This is a genomic window from Trichococcus sp. TS_SC_9 (assembly GCF_056156325.1).
The window spans coordinates 2,181,991-2,199,132 of the sequence record NZ_CM149591.1; the positions used below are offsets into that span (position 1 = coordinate 2,181,991).

General features: G+C 45.1%; 14 protein-coding genes and 1 pseudogene. 10 read left to right on the forward strand and 5 right to left on the reverse strand.

Annotation, left to right across the window (positions count from 1 at the left end; genetic code table 11):
• Nucleotides 1-73 precede the first annotated feature (73 nt).
• Nucleotides 74-1,093: an AraC family transcriptional regulator gene (locus AC0J5I_RS10450; protein WP_475299754.1), complete on the reverse strand. Its 1,020-nt coding sequence runs from the start codon at nucleotides 1,091-1,093 to the stop codon at nucleotides 74-76.
• A 208-nt stretch (nucleotides 1,094-1,301) separates the two neighbouring features.
• Between AC0J5I_RS10450 and AC0J5I_RS10455 the strand changes: the two genes are divergently transcribed.
• The 3 genes and pseudogenes from AC0J5I_RS10455 to AC0J5I_RS10465 all read left to right on the forward strand — a co-directional run.
• A complete protein-coding gene (locus AC0J5I_RS10455) occupies nucleotides 1,302-2,645 on the forward strand; it encodes a family 43 glycosylhydrolase (protein WP_475299755.1) in 1,344 nt (447 codons plus the stop codon).
• A 295-nt stretch (nucleotides 2,646-2,940) separates the two neighbouring features.
• Complete coding sequence (locus AC0J5I_RS10460) at nucleotides 2,941-3,354, forward strand: PTS transporter subunit EIIC (protein WP_475299756.1); 414 nt, start codon at nucleotides 2,941-2,943, stop codon at nucleotides 3,352-3,354.
• Nucleotides 3,355-3,439: 85 nt separating this feature from the next.
• Nucleotides 3,440-3,736 (forward strand): annotated as a pseudogene (locus AC0J5I_RS10465) (aldo/keto reductase); the annotation flags it as partial.
• A 109-nt stretch (nucleotides 3,737-3,845) separates the two neighbouring features.
• On the opposite strand, the gene AC0J5I_RS10470 reads toward AC0J5I_RS10465, so the two are convergent.
• Entirely contained in the window at nucleotides 3,846-4,763 is a 918-nt protein-coding gene (locus AC0J5I_RS10470) for an AraC family transcriptional regulator (protein ID WP_475299757.1), read from the reverse strand.
• 164 nt (nucleotides 4,764-4,927) lie between these two features.
• On the opposite strand from AC0J5I_RS10470, the gene AC0J5I_RS10475 reads away from it, so the two are divergent.
• The 4 genes from AC0J5I_RS10475 (at nucleotide 4,928) to AC0J5I_RS10490 (ending at nucleotide 9,479) form a co-directional block, all read left to right on the forward strand.
• Nucleotides 4,928-7,321, forward strand: a complete 2,394-nt coding sequence (locus AC0J5I_RS10475; protein WP_475299758.1) for an alpha-L-rhamnosidase — start codon at nucleotides 4,928-4,930, stop codon at nucleotides 7,319-7,321.
• 46 nt (nucleotides 7,322-7,367) lie between these two features.
• Entirely contained in the window at nucleotides 7,368-8,603 is a 1,236-nt protein-coding gene (locus AC0J5I_RS10480) for an MFS transporter (protein ID WP_475299759.1), read from the forward strand.
• Between the two features lie 103 nt (nucleotides 8,604-8,706).
• The gene (locus tag AC0J5I_RS10485; protein ID WP_475299760.1) at nucleotides 8,707-9,129 is read left to right on the forward strand and encodes an alpha/beta hydrolase; all 423 of its coding nucleotides are present in this window, start codon (nucleotides 8,707-8,709) and stop codon (nucleotides 9,127-9,129) included.
• A 215-nt stretch (nucleotides 9,130-9,344) separates the two neighbouring features.
• Nucleotides 9,345-9,479, forward strand: a complete 135-nt coding sequence (locus AC0J5I_RS10490) for a hypothetical protein (RefSeq protein WP_475299761.1) — start codon at nucleotides 9,345-9,347, stop codon at nucleotides 9,477-9,479.
• Nucleotides 9,480-9,566: 87 nt separating this feature from the next.
• Here the strand turns inward: AC0J5I_RS10490 and AC0J5I_RS10495 are convergent, their stop codons facing one another.
• The 3 genes from AC0J5I_RS10495 to AC0J5I_RS10505 form a co-directional block, all read right to left on the reverse strand.
• Nucleotides 9,567-10,085: a CarD family transcriptional regulator gene (locus AC0J5I_RS10495; protein WP_475299762.1), complete on the reverse strand. Its 519-nt coding sequence runs from the start codon at nucleotides 10,083-10,085 to the stop codon at nucleotides 9,567-9,569.
• A gap of 314 nt (nucleotides 10,086-10,399) precedes the next feature.
• Nucleotides 10,400-11,857 carry a glycoside hydrolase family 1 protein gene (locus AC0J5I_RS10500; protein WP_475299763.1) on the reverse strand — a complete coding sequence of 486 codons (1,458 nt, stop codon included), beginning with the start codon at nucleotides 11,855-11,857 and terminating at the stop codon, nucleotides 10,400-10,402.
• A gap of 67 nt (nucleotides 11,858-11,924) precedes the next feature.
• Complete coding sequence (locus tag AC0J5I_RS10505; RefSeq protein ID WP_475299764.1) at nucleotides 11,925-12,815, reverse strand: MurR/RpiR family transcriptional regulator; 891 nt, start codon at nucleotides 12,813-12,815, stop codon at nucleotides 11,925-11,927.
• Between the two features lie 224 nt (nucleotides 12,816-13,039).
• Here AC0J5I_RS10505 and AC0J5I_RS10510 point away from each other — a divergent pair, with 224 nt between their 5' ends.
• The 3 genes from AC0J5I_RS10510 to AC0J5I_RS10520 all read left to right on the forward strand — a co-directional run bounded on the left by AC0J5I_RS10510 (nucleotide 13,040) and on the right by AC0J5I_RS10520 (nucleotide 17,141).
• Complete coding sequence (locus AC0J5I_RS10510; RefSeq protein ID WP_475299765.1) at nucleotides 13,040-14,554, forward strand: glycoside hydrolase family 1 protein; 1,515 nt, start codon at nucleotides 13,040-13,042, stop codon at nucleotides 14,552-14,554.
• Nucleotides 14,555-14,718: 164 nt separating this feature from the next.
• A complete protein-coding gene (locus AC0J5I_RS10515) occupies nucleotides 14,719-15,702 on the forward strand; it encodes an AraC family transcriptional regulator (protein ID WP_475299766.1) in 984 nt (327 codons plus the stop codon).
• An 89-nt stretch (nucleotides 15,703-15,791) separates the two neighbouring features.
• The gene (locus AC0J5I_RS10520; protein ID WP_475299767.1) at nucleotides 15,792-17,141 is read left to right on the forward strand and encodes a PTS sugar transporter subunit IIC; all 1,350 of its coding nucleotides are present in this window, start codon (nucleotides 15,792-15,794) and stop codon (nucleotides 17,139-17,141) included.
• Nucleotide 17,142: the final 1 nt, after the last annotated feature.

Here is a 17,142-nt window from a genome sequence, read left to right on the forward strand (position 1 = left end):
GCAGCGCATTAAAGCAACAATCCAAATAACCTCAAATGACATTTAGTCATGAGAGGTTATTTTGCGTTTGTTTTCAGTTGCGGCGGCGCAGTGATGCCGGTGTGCAACTGTATTTCTTTTTGAAGAGGCGATAAAAATTACTGAGGTCCGCATAGCCTACGAAGGCAGCGATATCCTCGATCGGCATGGTTGAATTATGGATCAAGGATTTGGCCTTGCTGAGTTTGATATCCATCAAAAATTCGCTGAAGGAATAACTTGAATAGTGCTTAATGATTCTGGAAATATGCCGTTCACTGTAGGAAAATTGTGTCGCGACTGCTTTTAAGGACAGGTTTGAGTAATTATTTTGGATGTATCTGATGATTTCCAGAATTTGATCGTTCTTCGAATCCGTCATGATCTGAGAATTATAGGAGTGATCTTCGTGATTTCTGAGCAGAATAATGAAGAAACCATTCAATAAGTTTGTGATCATTTCGCTTCTATATTTTCTGTTCAGCTGGTATTCAGAGATGACATAGTCCATAAACTGTTTCAAATTTTGATCATTGTTTGTGTCGAAATAAATATAGGAACTTATATTTTTGATCAAAGAAATGCCGAAGAATTTTGAAAGGATACTGTCATTGTTGGATACTACATTCATAAATTCGTTCTCGAATGCTTCATTCCGGATCAATATGTTATAGATGATGGTGTCATCGGAAAAAGTTGTGAGAGCGTGAGGGGTATCCGGTGACAGAATGCATATATCGCCTTCATTCATTTGGGATGTTTCTGTACCGATGATGTTCGTGGCATTGCCGGAATAGACATAAATCAATTCAAAAAAATCATGGCTGTGCATTTTTTTAGGTAGATATCTGATGTGCTGATAGATTGCGACTGCTTCATCTTCTTCGAAGAAATCTTCAGCGCGCAATCGATCTTGAGTCATGATTTGAGCTAAATTTTTTAAAGGTTCTTTATCCTTGTTTCCATTTTGAACAAGACGGAGGATTTCAGTAACAGTATCAGTATCAGAATCAGAGCCAAACTGTATAAATTGTTCTTTCAAATAAACTTCTGTTTGATTTAACTCTTTGCGCATCCACTACCTCCAAAGTATCTTTTTCATGTATTCTACTGCAGGATGTCCGGATAAGCAAATATAATTGGTCCTTATGGTCCAGTGAAATGATTCGGGAATGCGGTTACAATGAGCTTGTGAAATGATTTAGATAGATTAGCCGCGTAAGGAAAATCATTTATTTCATTCATTAAACCAGTAGCAGCAATAGAAAAGGGGTTAAGAAAAGATGCAAACACACAACAACACCAGGAATCCGATCCTGCCTGTGACATTTCATGTCCCTGACAGCGAAGCGCATGTGATGCCTGACGGTAAATTGTATATTTACGGAAGTTTTGACAACAGGGACGATGTTTTTTGCAGCGAAGAATACCATGTCGTCTCGACCGCTGATCTGCAGCATTGGACGATCCACGATACGGCTTTGCTGGGGGAGGACATCCCTTGGTTCAACAATCCGGATGCTCCTAAGTACCCCGGGATCGATTGGAGCAATCCGACTCCATTCATAAAGAAAATGCTTGAGAGCGCAGATCATTCGGCTGAAAAGGAAAAATTCGAAAGTGTTTCAGACGCAGTACGGCCGCCGTTGCTTTTTGCGCCTGATGCCATCCACAAAGACGGGAAATATTATCTCTACTTCTGCATGCCGGATGATAGCGAAGGGGTAGCTGTCTCGGACAGCCCAACAGGACCTTTTTTGAATCCGATTCAATTACCTTGCGGCGGGATAGACCCGGCAGTTTTCATTGATGATGACGGACAGGCTTATTATTTCTGGGGTCAGCTGTACTCGCATGGCGTAAAGCTGAACGAAGATATGGTTTCCTTCAACCGGGCAGAAATTGTCGATGATCTGGTGACCGAGGAGCAGCATTATTTCCACGAAGGATCCTCGATGCGGAAAATCGGCGACACCTACTATTTGGTTTATGCGAATATCGAAAGAGGAAAGCCGACATCACTCGGGTACTCCACCAGCAAATCGCCGTTAGGGCCTTTCGAATATCAGGGGATCATTATCGATAACGATAAATGTGATCCGGCTAGCTGGAATAATCATGGTTCGATAGGGAATTTCAACGGACAGTGGTATGTGTTTTACCACCGCTGTAGCAGAGGCGTGCAGCAATACAGAAGGCTTTGCATCGAACCGATCAGCATCGGTTTGGATGGGAAAATCAAGGAAGTCAAAATGACATCACAAGGTGTCGGTGCGCCGTTTGCCAAAGGCGAGAAGATTATGGGTTATCAGGCCTGCGAACTAGAGGGAGGACTTTTCATTGATGTGGATCAGGAGTACGGCGAAAAACTGACAAATATCAAGGACAATAATCACGCGCTATTCCGGTATGTCCAGAGCGACAGTGACTTTACTGATTTGGAAATCATTGCCGATGGAGATGGGATTGTTGATGTGTATTTCAATGAGGAAAAGGCGGGTACGCTGGAGATTATTGATGGAAAACAAATCAACCGAACTATTCAGATGGAAACGGGCGTCTTTGAATTGAAGCTGCATTTCGTTCGATCGAATGGTCTGGAAATAAAGGAATTGGTGCTTAGATAATTTGATGTATTCAGTTTCGGTTGTTGTTGAATTAATTGGCTTGTTATCCCATCAATCCGCCGTCGCTCACCATTCGTAAAATATAAAAATTGAAATAACCTCCACCGAGCAGTGATGCTCCGCGGAGGTTATTTTCATATGTGGTATCGAATGATGTTGTTATTTATTGTAACTATGGTTAATACTGAAACGATGTCATTTTATTTTTATAAGGCTTGTCTTAACACTTTTCAAAATCTAATCTGAAAGCTACATAATCTCTGCTCGGGTTCTCCAATATTTCCTGGAAATCAGTATGTTGAGTCAAACTGGCTGGAACATGCTCAATCCTATCGGAACTTGCGGGAACATAGCACAGGCTGGTGCGGTTTTGGCTGTTGCGATCAAGACAACGTCATCAAAAATTAAACAAATTGCTTACCCATCAGCTTTCCCGGCAGCGTTGGGGATTACTGAGCCGGCCGTTTTCGGAGTGACCTTGCGACTGGTAAAACCGTTTGTGATGTCGATGATAGGCGGTGGTGTGGGCGGATTCCTGGCTTCGCTATTGAATCTGCGCGCAACCGGAATGGCCTTAACCGGAATCCCTGGGACATTGTTATATTTAAATGAACAATTGCCGTATTATATTCTTGTCAATCTCGTAGCGTTTAGTGTTTCCTTCGCATTAACTTGGTTTTTTGGCTACAAGAAAGATGACACGTTCTAAAAACAAAAATAGCTTATTGATGGCTGATAAGTGAGTTGTATACTTTACAACAATAACCCCTGGTTCTGATTGAACGCTTAATGCGTATGCTGAAGGCAAAAATGACATCTTCAACAATGAAGTGCTGGTCTTCATTGGGAAAAAATACAAAAAATCAGTGGCGCAAGTCATTACCCGCTGGTTGGTGGAGCAGGATATTGTTGTCCTGGCAAAATCGACCAAACCGGAACGCATGGCTGAAAACCTGGATGTATTCGACTTCGCCTTAACAGATGAAGACAAAGCGTAAATTGCGACTTTGGATGACGATGAAAGCCAATTCTTTTCGCATGCCGATCCTAAGATAATAAAATGGTTAGCGGAAAGAAAAATGAACGTATAAAAACAGCATTATCTTAATATCCTAATAAAAAAGCGAAATGCTTATTCATAGCGGGTAAACCGTTAAGTGATAATTATTTCGTTTTTTTTTATTTATTCAATCGCTACGCTCATTTATGCGAATTATTCCGGTATTCATTGGGCGTCATTTCAAACCAACTTTTGAATACTTTATGAAAATGACTCAGGCTTTGGTAGCCCAGATCCTCGGCTATCGTGCTGACGGGCACTTGTGTTGTCAGCAGAAGTTTTGAAGCCTGATCCATTTTTTGTTCGGTGATCAGAGTGGTCAGTTGTTTCCCGACGTGCTGCTTGATGTAGCGGGACAGATAAGTTTTGTTATAGTTGAATTTGTCCGCGATGTCCTCCAAGGAAGTATGCTGATAATTTTTGCTGATATAAGTGAGGATCTCAAACGCTTTTTCATCAATTCCATGATAACTGTAGGCTTCCCGGTCGAGCAATTCCGCCAAAAGCAACAGGACGCTCCCGGCGAGTCGGAAATTATTGGTGGGCAAATCGCTGTCGGAATAGGACAGAATTTCGGAAATCGTCAGATTGACATCCGACTTGATCCGTTTCGGGAAATAGAGGTAATCCTCCTCGCTTTTTTCACGGAAGAACAGACTGATGAGGTTGTCGTTTTCATAAAAAGAACGTAAATGGCCGTTAGTGAAACTTTCCTTGCGTATGCAGATATTGACCAAAATCGCGCTCTCATCAAGGACCTGAAGGGAATGGGTGCTCGAGAGGTTCATGATGCAGAAATCGCCTTCCGACATATAGATCTTTTTGCTCTGGGTGATGTTCAGGATGGATCCTTTATAAACATACATGATTTCATAAAACGTATGTTTGTGCTCGGGTGTGACCGCATCATTTTTGTGGCTCACCGTAAAGATTTCTTGGTTGTCGTTTTTTAGCACATCTTTCAGTTGATTCTCAATGGAAATTTCGCCATTCGCCCAAATATTGTGGGATTTGTCGCCAATTTCAATCAGTTGGTCATCAATGGATTTATACCGCATCCTGCATCTCCTTATGTAAATTAATCGCATGTTTATATAGTTTCTCAGCATTATTACCGCTACCACCAACATGATAACATCATCGTATAGTAAATATCAAATGTGTGGGTGTGATATTTTTACTTTGGATATGTAAAAAAAAGAGATCGGGAAAGGAACCGCCTATGAAAAGAGAATGGAAAGCGAAATGGATTGAACCTGTGCAACAGGAAACAAGAGAGGAGCCGGTTTTTACACTGCAGCAAATGTTCTCCGGTGAAAAAATAGTGCAGGAACCTGTCGAGGATCGGTTATTGCCGAGCCAATGCTTGAAGAAAGTGTTTCAACTTAATGCGGATGAAGAAATTGTAAGCGCTAAATTAGTGATGACGGCACACGGCGTTTACCGTGCAAAAATCAACGGACAGGATGTCACCGATGCGCTGTTCACTCCGGACAATACTTCGTATTCCAAGGTGCTAATGTATCAAGAATACGATGTTACCGCGCTGTTGGCTGAAGAAAATGTCTGGTCGGTCGTAGTCGCGGATGGCTGGTATGCGGGGCGGATCAGCGTCAACGGAGCCAGTGCTCAGTTCGGAAACAAGTTGGGTATTTTGGGAGAACTGATCGTATCATTTGCGGACGGCACCACTGAAATCATCGTCACGGATGAGGATTTCTTCTCCAGCACGGACAAATACATGTACAGCGATATCTTCATCGGGGAAAAGCAGGATCTGCGGGTGGCCGACGCTGAGTGGGAAACGTCTTTTAGTACGGAAGGCATGGACAGGGTGACTGTGGCCGACTTTGGATACGAGAATCTGACTGAACAGATCGGACCGCTCGTCAAAAGAAAGGAAACCCTTCAGCCGTTGAAGATTTGGCAGGAAGCGGAAAGCTGGATCGTCGATTTTGGACAGGTTATTGCCGGCCGGATCGAACTTTCGGCGTTCCTGGATGAAGGCCAAGAAATTTCCGTCGAACACAGCGAAGTGCTGAGCAAGGAAGGCAAATTCTTCAACAACATCCTTGGCAGAAACAAAGACCAAAAAGATATCTTTGTCGGGCGGGGACAGGAAGAAGTGCTGGAACCTGATTTTACCTTCCACGGTTTTCGGTATGCCAAAATCAGTGGGTTGCCCGTGTTGAAGGCGGAAATGGTGAAAGCCTACGTCCTGTATTCGGACATGAAAACGACAGGATCCTTCAAGACAAGCAACGAAAAAGTTAATCGTTTGATCGACAACATCCATTGGAGTCAAAAAGGCAACATGCTTTCTGTCCCGACCGACTGTCCGCAGCGTGAGCGGGTGGGCTGGACCGGGGATCTTCAAGTTTTTGCGCCGACTGCTACGTTCTTCATGGACATTTATGATTTCACGCGCAGATGGTTGGAAAATGTGATGGCTGATCAATTGCCTAACGGCGAGGTTGTCGATTATTCACCGGCGCCGCGGGATTTTCTTGATAACCCGAGCATGACTGGCGCCTATTCCTCGGCCGGTTGGGGGGATGCAATCATCTTGGTTCCTTGGACATTGTATGAGCGCTACGGCAAAGTCGAGGTTCTTTCCGAAACCTATCCGGCGATGCAGAAGTGGCATGAGCACTGCAAAGCAAGCGCGGCAGGCGATAAAGAAGGCCCCGACAAATTCATTTGGGATACGGTTTTCCATTTCGGCGACTGGATGTTCCCGAGTTACATGATGGGTGAGCAGTCGAAAGGCCCAATCGCAACATCTGTAGTCACCAAAGACGTTTTTGCAACCGCTTTTTTGGCGAATTCCAGCGAGAAACTGGCTGAAATCGCACAGCTACTCGGGAAGGTTGAGGAAGCTGAAGGATATGCCGAATACGCCAAGGATGTCAAAGAAGCCTTCCGCAATAGATTCTTCGAAAACGGACGCCTGACCAGCGATTTTCAGGGCTGCTATGTCATCGCGTTGGCTTTTGACATGATCCCTCAGGAATCCGAGGCGCTGATCAACCGTTTGGTGACGCTGATTGAGGCAAACGGGAATCGTTTGGATACAGGCTTCCTTTCCGTTCCGCATCTTTTGGATGTGCTGTGTGAAAACGGTCAGGAGGAATTGGCGAAAAAAGTGTTCTATCAGGAACAGTGTCCGTCCTGGTTTTATGAAGTGAACAATGGCGCGACGACGATCTGGGAGTCATGGGCAGGAATCCAGCCTAATGGGGACGTGATGGATTTTTCCTTCAATCACTACGCGTTTGGCTCCGTAGGGGATTGGATGGTCCGCAAAATTGCCGGACTGGAAGTAAAAGAGCCTGGATACAAGGAATTTTATGTCCGGCCGATGCAAAACAGCGGGTTGGAATCCTATGAACTGGCCTACGATTCCGCCCAGGGCACAATCAGAATCGAGCTCGCGGATGGGCAACTGCATGTTACGGTTCCTGAAGGATCGAAAGCGTTCGTCCAAGTGCCGGCTACCTCCAGAAATTTGGATTCGGCCGAAAAGATCAACAATATGGGTGATCTGATTGAAGCAGAACTGATGTCGGGTGAATACGTTGTGGATTTCCATGGAACCGTTATGACAAATTTGTGAGAATGCAATGGACAAGAGGAAAGCTTAAAAAGAGAGGAAGAAAAAAATGGTAAGCAATAAAGTGAAAATCGGTATTTTATGTATGTCTATTTTGAGCATGAGCGGATTGGTGATAACAAGTGCTTTCAGCGCGATAATCGCAGCATTTCCGGGGGAGCCGATCTCAAAAATTCAGATGATCGCTACGATTCCTAGTTTAGGAGCTCTGATTACGACGTTATTTATAGGTGTTTTGGCTACAAAGATTCCCAAGAAAATCTTGGCATTACTGGGTATCTTTGCGGTAAGCCTAGGCGGTTTGTTGCCGATTGTCTTTCATGGGAGCATCAATACGCTGTTGGTATGTTCATTGATCATGGGGATCGGCCTCGGTTTCATCGCCACGATCAATCCGATGCTGTTGTCCATCTATTTTGAAGGGGAAGAAAGAGCCAATTTGATGGGTATGGGAGCCGCGGTGACTTCCTTAGGGGCAATCATCTTGATGATGGGAGGCGGATTTCTGGGTAGTCAAAACTGGAGCAACACTTATTACATTTTCCTGATCACAATCTTGATTTTCTTCCTGGTCATGCTGTTTTTGCCGCTCGACAAAATCGAGAAAGATTTTACCGCTGGACATGGCGGGAAGAAAATGAACCTGATGCAAACAATGGGTAACCTGAATAAATATGTCTTTCTGATTTCGATTCTTGCTTTTGTAATGTCCTTCATCTACACTGTTTACCCAACCAATTTATCAATTGTAGTCAGTGGCAAAGGGATAGGCGGAACGAGCACGACCGGCATCATCAACGCGGTGGGTACTGTTGGAGGATTCCTGGCGGGGATGAATCTGAAATACATCAATCGCGCGGTGAAAGACAAAATATTAGGTATCGGCTTTTTGTTCTTGGCTTCCACATTCATTCTGGTGCTTCTCTTTGATAGTGTCTTCATCATGCTCCTGGGTGCGATCTTATCAGGCTTGGCTATGGTCATGATCATGTCGACCATTCCGTATTATGTATCAGTAGTCGTTAGACCGTTTGAATTGGCAATCGCGATGTCAATCTTCACATTCATGAATTCGCTCGGGGGTATCATTTCTCCGATGGTATTAAGCTGGTTGGGCATTTCCTTTGGTAACCAAGCCTTCCTTTTCGCAGGAATCGCAAGTGCGATCATCGGAATTGTGTGTCTGGCAGCACAGCTCGGCAAGCGCGTGTTTGCGAACAGCTATCAAACCGGACACGCTAATAAGGCTGTTGCGGCTAAAGCGGAAGCAGATACTTTTGCTTAAGGTTTCTGTTGAACTGTAGATTAAATTAATAGTACACATTGGAAAAACAGAAAGTTTGTGCCTTCGGGGGTGCGGACATCTGCTGCTGCCGTGGAATGACAGAATGGATCTTGATCTGCTGCTTTCAAGGATTGCCAGGTTGTTGCCTTACCACAGCCATGTGGATGTGGAGACTGTCGTTCAAGCGCCGAATCGGATGATTGACGCTTCCAATGCCGGTGGAACTATATTTTATGATATTTATTCGGAAGAGGCGAAAGCCAAGGGTCCTGAGAAAAGGCAGACCGGCTTGTTCTGCTTTCCTGGTAGAGCCGGCTCGCCTTATGCGGTGATTGCTCCCGGAGGCGGTTTCGCTTACATAGGATCCGTGCATGAAGGCTTTCCTTATGCAATGAAAATCGCTGACCATGGTTATCATGCGTTTGTGCTCCGCTACCGTCTGGGGAACCGGAAAGCCAGCGAAGACATGGCTGCGGCCATTGATTTCATCGAAGAACATGCGGATGAGTTAGGTGTCGATAAATAAAACTATTCGCTCTGGGGCAGTTCAGCCGGCGCCCTTGTAGTCGCCAATATGGTGCAAAAGCATACGGAGGGAATTCGGGAATCAGGCCACGCGCTGTCGTCATGGACTATACCGGGCATTCGGGATATTCAGAAAATGATGCACCCACTTTCAGCATCGTTGGCGAGAACGACTATATCGCCGATCCGGAAATCATGCGCAGAAGAGCGTAGAGGATGAATGCTTTAGAAATCCCGGTTGCGTTCAAAGTGATCGCAGGCTTGGGGCATGGATTCGGACTCGGTACCGGCACGAAGGCGGAAGGCTGGATTGATGAGGCGGTCCGATTTTGGGAAAAACAAGTGGAGTAGGGAACGTGCTTGTATTAGAGACGAATGCAAGAACACAAAAAAACAGAAATCCGAATCAGTGGATTTCTGTTTTTTGTTTAATGTGTTTTATTTGCTTAAGGTTAATTCAATTGCCGCAACTTTTTCTTCGACGTAAGCTTTCACTTCATTTTTGGGCATCTCCAATACGACAGCGAATTCGCCGTAAAGCATTTCTTCGGCTTTTTTCATGTACCGTCTGTCGGTTTCTGAGACCTTTTTATTTTTTGTCGCTGCGATCTGGTTCTTAAGGTAGACCGTTTTGATCACTTGGATCAGATATTTGCAATCATGACGTTCCATGGCTTTATCATAATGTTCGGAAAGCAGATTTGCGCTGCTGTATAGGATATCCGTTTCGATAGACGGAATCTGTTCGATTATTTCTTGCGCGTCATCAGCCGAAATAACGGGACGCATAAACACTTTCGTATCAACTGGTGTGAATACTTTGCCGTTACGATACAGTGGCTTCAAAACATAATATAGACGATCAGTTGCGACAGCAGTGACATTCATAACTTCGATCGCTTCGATTCTGCAGACCCCTTCGTTTCCATATACTATCAAATCATTTACTTTGTACATTTAATCCTCCATATCTTTTCCAAAAGCAACAAAAAAGCGCGCAGATATATGACAACAGGACTTACGTTTGTCATAACTACACGTTGTATACATATTATACCAAATTTTGACTGTTTTTGTAAGAGGAGATTTCAAATAAAGTTTCTGATATATGGACTGCATTGTAAATGGGGTTGTTTTGGCGGGGTAATCAACTGCGCTTGCTCTGAAAAGTGAACCAATACAATGTCACAACCGCAAAAATCCCCGGTAGGGCTCATTAATAGCAGCTCGGCCAGGGGATTCCTTACGCATTCATGCTTTCTTCATTAAGCTTAATCGAACAACGCTTTTCCGTCACTGGCGATGACATCCTTGTACCAGTGATAGCTGTCTTTCTTGTAGCGCTTGAGTGAAGGTTCGACGGCTTCTTCGTACTGATCGACATAGACGAAGCCGTAGCGTTTTTGGTAGCCGTTCAGCCAACTGAGCAGATCGGTGAACGACCAGGTGCAGTAGGCGAGCACTTCCGAGCCTTCTTCGATCGCCAGTTTGATCTCCTTGAGGTGTTCCGAAAGATAGGCAATCCGGTAGGGATCATGGATGCTGCCGTCCGCTTCGAGCGTGTCGAAAGCGCCGAGTCCGTTTTCAGAAATGACGATTGGCAAGTCGTAGCGGCTGGTGATGTCGCGGCAACCGACACGGATGCCGATCGGGTCGATGGTCCAATCCCAGTCTGTCGTCGGCAGATTAGGATTCAGCGGATTCTTATACAAGCCAGGGATGCCCGGGACAGTCATCGAGCCTTTTTCGCCGGTAGTGTTGAACACACCGCTGCTGTCGACCCCATCCAATGGGTTGTATTCGACCGTATCGCTCCGGTAATAGTTGACTCCCATGAAGTCGACGTGTTTGGCTGCTTCCGCCAACAACTCAGCATCGCCCGCTTCAAATTCAGGCGCAACGCCTTTTGTCTGGAGGTATTTCATGGCCGCTTTCGGATAGCGCCCGTAAGCGTAAACATCCATCCACCAATAGTTTTTCAGATCGTCGTAATCCATCTTGGCGACGACGTTTTCCGGCTTGCAATCGATGGCGTAGCTTGGATGCAGGGCGAAGCTTGCGCCGATCATGCCGTCCGGAACCAGATCCTGGAAGGCGAGCACGGCTTCGGCATGAGCTAGGAACACGTTATGGTTGACTTGGTAATAGAGTTTTTCTTCGCCGCTCATTTTCGGCGGGTGCTGCGCCGTCATCCAGCCCATCCGCGTGAAGATGTTCTGCTCGTTTATCGTAATCCAGTACTTCACTTTGCTGCCATATGCCTCGAACAAAGTCACTGCGTATTTCTTGAAGTCGGCAATGATTTCCCGGTTTTCCCAGCCGCGATATTTTTCCTGCAGGAACAGCGGCAGATCCCAGTGGTAGATCGTCACCATCGGCTCGACGTTGTTTTCCAGGCACAGATCGATCAGCTTATGGTAAAAATCCAAGCCCTTCTGGTTCACCTCATCCATTGAAGTCGGGAAAATACGTGCCCAGGCGATCGAGAAACGATAGGTTTTCAGACCCATTTCCGCCATCAAACGGACATCTTCCTCGAGATGATGGTAATGGTCGACCGCAACGTCACCGTTCGTGTTTTTGTAGGTGGTGCCGGGCACTTTCACAAATTCATCCCAGATCGATGGGCCTTTGCCGTCCGCGTCCCACGCGCCCTCCACTTGATAAGCTGCCGAAGCACTGCCCCACAGGAAATCCTTCGGAAAAGCATTTTTGTTTCCTTGCATCATAATCAAAACACTCCTTTTATTTAAATTTTTACTCTAAATACCGGAAGGAATAAGAAAATTATTGAAGCTAAACATCCTCTATCAGAGGCTGGATTTTGGATCGGAAACCGGTGGTGTTCGCTTTTATCTGAAGCAAGCGTTCCTTATTCTTATCATAGTTTCGCGCGAACAGGGCGGCATACAGAATATCCAACACCAGCAGAGTGGACACGCTGGAAGAGAAGGTGCTGATTTTCGAGAACATTTTTTCCCATGTGACGATGTTCAAGGTGATGTCGCACAAATCGCTGATGCTGTTGTTTCCGACACTGGAGATGCAGATCATCGGCGTCTCCGTAGCATTCAGCAGTTGGCAGATTTCAAGGATGTCTTTGGTTTCGCCTGTGTAGGAAATGATCAAAGCGACCCGGTCTTTGCTCGAGGTGGCGGCCTTGATGAGCTGCTCCTGCTGGCTAGTGGATGTCGTGACTTCCTTGTTGATGCGCCGCATATCGAGTGTGAAATTATAGGCCAAGTGCTGGTTTGAGCCGACGCCATAAATGTCGATGAAGGTCGCTTGGTCGAGCAGATCTATGGCTTGATTGTATTTATCTTCATCCATCAGGGAATTGGTTTCCTTGACCGCATCCACGAAAAGCTGGGACAGATTTGAGGAAATTTCGGTGATGCCATCTGCCTTTTTGAACGGAAAATTGGCATCTATCGAAATCAAGGGGCTGTCTAGCTGTTGGACAGCGGCCAAGAATTCTATCTTGAAATCATTGTAGCCTTGAAAGCCCAATTTTTGGGCAAGCCGCACGATCGTTGATGGGCTCGTGAAGGTTTTCGCGGCAAGTTCCTTGGTTGTGGCGTTTTTGATGTCATCCGGGTTTTCAAGCAGAAAACGGATGATGCTGTTCTCCGAGTTCGAAAAAAAGTGGCTTTGGTTCATCCTGCTGATTATGTTCAGAAATATCATCCCCGTTTTATCTTTTATTTATGCCAATTATACCATTTGTCGATTTGAATCCTGAAATTATGTTTCAACAAATGCGCAAACAAAAAGAAAACCTGCAACGGCATGCCAATAGCTGCCGAAAGCATTTACTTTTTTTGCTCAAAGAAGAATAATGAAAACAGACAATCATTAAAAACATAGTAACGCCCTACCGGCACAAATAAAAATAAAAGGTGGTAATTGTTTTGAACAAAGCATTTCCAGAAACATTTTTATGGGGTGGCGCAACCGCCGCGAACCAATACGAAGGCGGTTATGCTGAAGGTGGCCGTGGATTGGCCGCTTCGGATCTGATCACGGCCGGAAGCCATACATCATCCAGAAAAATTTACTTTACCGATGCCAATGGGAAAATGGATCACATTACCTTAGGGGAGTCATTGCCTATGGGGGCAGAGCCGATCCTAAAAGAGGACGAGTATTATCCCAGCCATAATGCTACTGATTTCTACCACCATTACAAAGAAGACATCGGACTGATGGCGGAGATGGGGTTCAACAGCTATCGGTTGTCGATTTCCTGGACGAGAATATTTCCGAACGGTGACGAAGCAGAGCCAAACGAAGAAGGGCTGCAATTCTATGATGATGTTTTCGACGAATGCTTGAAGCATGGTATCGAACCAATCGTGACGATCCTTCACTTCGATATGCCGGTTGGATTGGCCAAGAAATACGGTGGTTGGGCAAACCGGAAAATGATCGATTTCTATCTTCGCTACAGTGAAGTGCTATTCACCCGATACAAATCCAAGGTGAAATATTGGATTACAGTCAACGAAATCAATGTTCTGGGCGGTTTCTGGACCTTGGGAACCTATAAAAAAGATGACGCTAAAACGGAGAACAAGGGTCCGATCCTTCCGACCAAATATTTGCCGGAAGAAGCAGCGGGCAAATACCAGGCGTTGCATCATCTGATGGTAGCCTGCAGCTATGCGAACAAGCTGGCCCATGAAATGATTCCGAATGTCAAAATCGGCACTATGCTGGCCCTGTCCGGCATTTATCCGAATACGTGCCATCCCGACGATGTCTTCGGTGCTTATCTGTTCAGACGGAGAGCGTTATTGTTCTCGGATGTGATGATACGCGGCTATTATCCGGCATACGCGAAGAGCATTTTTGATGAATACGATTTTGAATTGAAGATGGAGGAAGGCGACGAAGAAATATTGAGAAATCACCCATCCGACTACCTTGCGTTCAGTTACTACCGCACAACAGTGTTCGACAGAAATTCCGACATCACTACAACAACCGGCGGCCAGCAAGGGCAAGCGAATCCGTACTTGGAAAAAACGCCGTGGGGCTGGCCGATCGATTCCAAAGGTTTCCGCTTTGTCCTGAACGAATTGTATGACCGCTACCAAAAACCATTGATGTGCGTCGAAAACGGGATGGGCAACATAGACACAATCGAAAATGGCGAAATCCACGACGACTACAGAATTGCTTACTTGCGCGACCACATTTCGGCAATGCGGGACGCGGTCACAATCGATGGCGTCGATCTGATCGGATACATGCCATGGGGCTGCATCGACCTCGTTTCAGCGGGCACGGGCGAAATGAAGAAGCGTTACGGGTTTGTCTACGTCGATCTTGACGATGCCGGCAAAGGGACATTCAACCGCATCAAGAAAGATTCGTTCTACTGGTACAAATCAGTGATCGCCTCAAACGGCAGCGAACTATAAGTAAAGATTATAGAGGAACTCTTCCATCAATTGGTGGGAGAGTTTTTGTGTGGCGGAGAATTTATTTGCATAACATTAAAATTCATATAGTCCTGAAGTGGACATCCACTCTTTTTATTATACAATTAGGAAAAACAATTATACAACCATGGAGCGTGTCACTGATGAAATTAGAAAATTTGGATCTGTTTTTTGAGAATCGGCAAAAGATGGTTTTGTGGAAAGACATCAAACATATCGCTTTGGATGACAAGGAGGTCGTCGAGGGTGTAGAGATTTACCGTTTCCGCTTCAATATGGATCACAAGCTTGACCAGGTGAATGATAGCCTCAATGTTTCACAACAAGCTTATGGATCGTTCGTGCCTTGGCATTTCCATGATTATATGGAAATCATGTATGCCTACAAAGGTTCCTGTGAAGTGTTGCTGGTGGATGAAAGAATTTCTTTGAACGAAGGAAACCTCTTGATTATTGATAAGAGGACCTGTCATCGCGTAGAAGAGGTCAAAAAGGGCAATATCATTTTGAATTTGGTCATCAAAAAAGATTATCTGACAAAACATCTGTTGAACCGTCTGTCCAAGAATAGCCTGATCACACATTTCATGCTGCAGTCGATTAAGAACAAGAAGTTTGAGAAGAGCTATCTGATGTTCCTGACTAAGAAGCAGGACGAACCGGTCAATCTGTTGGATCGGATTTTGTTGGAATATTATAATTTACGGGAGTTTTCTGAAGAAATCATCGATTCCTACATGGCACTGTTCTTTATAGAATTGATTCGAGGGAAATTCATCGAAAAAGCCACGAAACCTGAGAGCAAAACAGCCGATAAATATACGACCATCGATTTCCTTCAGTACATCGAACGAAATTACCAGCAAGATAGCCTGAACAACATGGCGGCGCATTTCAATTACCATCCGAATTACCTGTCCAATCGGCTGAAGAGTGAGACGGGCAAAAGTTATATGGAATTGCTTCAGCTCCAAAAGATGGCGGTTGCCACCGTGCTGCTTTCGAGCACCAACTTGCCGGTGGAAGAGATCGTTGCGGAAATAGGTTATTCCTCCGTTTCGTTCTTTTACAAGAAGTTCAAGGATTTTCATGGCGAGACCCCACAGAAATTCCGAACGAATCTTTGAAAAGAGGAATTTCCTCTTTTTTTTTGTGATTATCTATGATGGAAGCGCTTGTTATCATAAGGTTATCAAAAGACAGGAGGAATTATAACATGAAGCATTTTATCAATTTTATGGAAAACAGATTTATTCCAGTCGCTACAAAGATCTCCAATAATAAGGTCGTCCGAGCAGTCAGTGGCGGGAGCATGACCTTGATGTCGATTATCATTGTCGGTGCCATTTTCTCTTTATTGAACACCATCAACATTCCTGCTTATCAGGAATTTCTGGCTGCTTCAGGACTGTCGACTCTCTTCGCCTTTGTACCAACGGTAACGATCAACGCCATCGGACTTTACATGGTATTCTTTGTTGCATACCAAGGCTCCATTATCTATGGTAAAAAGGATGGTGCGGTGAATGCAGCTATATTAGCGCTTGTCAGTTTCTTGATGCTGATACCATTAACAGAAGTGATGGAAGAGGGCGCATTCCAACCAATCATTTATTTGAACACAGCCTACCTTGGATCGAGGGGCGCTTTCACCGCGATCATCACTGGTCTGTTGGTAGCGAAAATCTATCAAATTTTGATCGATAAAAATTGGACGATCAAGATGGGTGAAGATGTGCCGCCTCAAGTTGCAAAAGCGTTTTTGGATATCATCCCTGCCTTTGTTATCTTGACTTCATTCGCTTTGGTGCGTTGGGGCTTCTCTTTGACCAGCTTTGGCTCTGCCACTGATTTCGTCTACGCGAGCCTGCAGACCCCGTTGCAAAATTTGACCAGTTCTCTTCCTGCCTTCATTATTCTGGTTTTGGCCGCACAATTGCTGTGGTTCTTCGGGATTCACGGTTCTTACACGATATTGCCTATCCTGATGCCGATTTGGATGGGATATATCCAAGAAAACGTCGCAGCTTACCAAGCAGGCTTGCCGATTCCACATATCTTCAACATCGCTCTTTATGATCTGACGGTGATTGGTGGAGCGGGTTCGACATTGGGCTTTGTGATTGTCATTGCTCTTTTTGCGAAAAGCCAGCAGTACAAGAAGTTCTCGAAGCTGGTGCTTTTGCCGGGCGTATTCAATATCAATGAACCGCTGATCTTCGGTATGCCGATCATTTTGAACCCATTAGTATTCGTGCCTTTCATTTTCACACCAATCATCATGCTTGTTTTAGGGTATGCTGCGATTGTTACCGGCCTAATGCCTGCGCCGATGGGTATTTTTATTCCGGCAAGCACGCCGATCGTTTTCTCTGGTTTGATGCAGGGCGGCTGGGAAATCGCAGTATTCCAAGTGTTTGCCGTTGCGTTATCCGGAGTAATCTATTATCCGTTCTTCAAACTGATGGATAAGCAAGCCTTGGCAAATGAGCGTTCAGCAAGCACGGACAGTCCAGAAAATCAGGAAATTTTCAGTATGAGCAATATCGAAAGCAATGAGGGTTGAT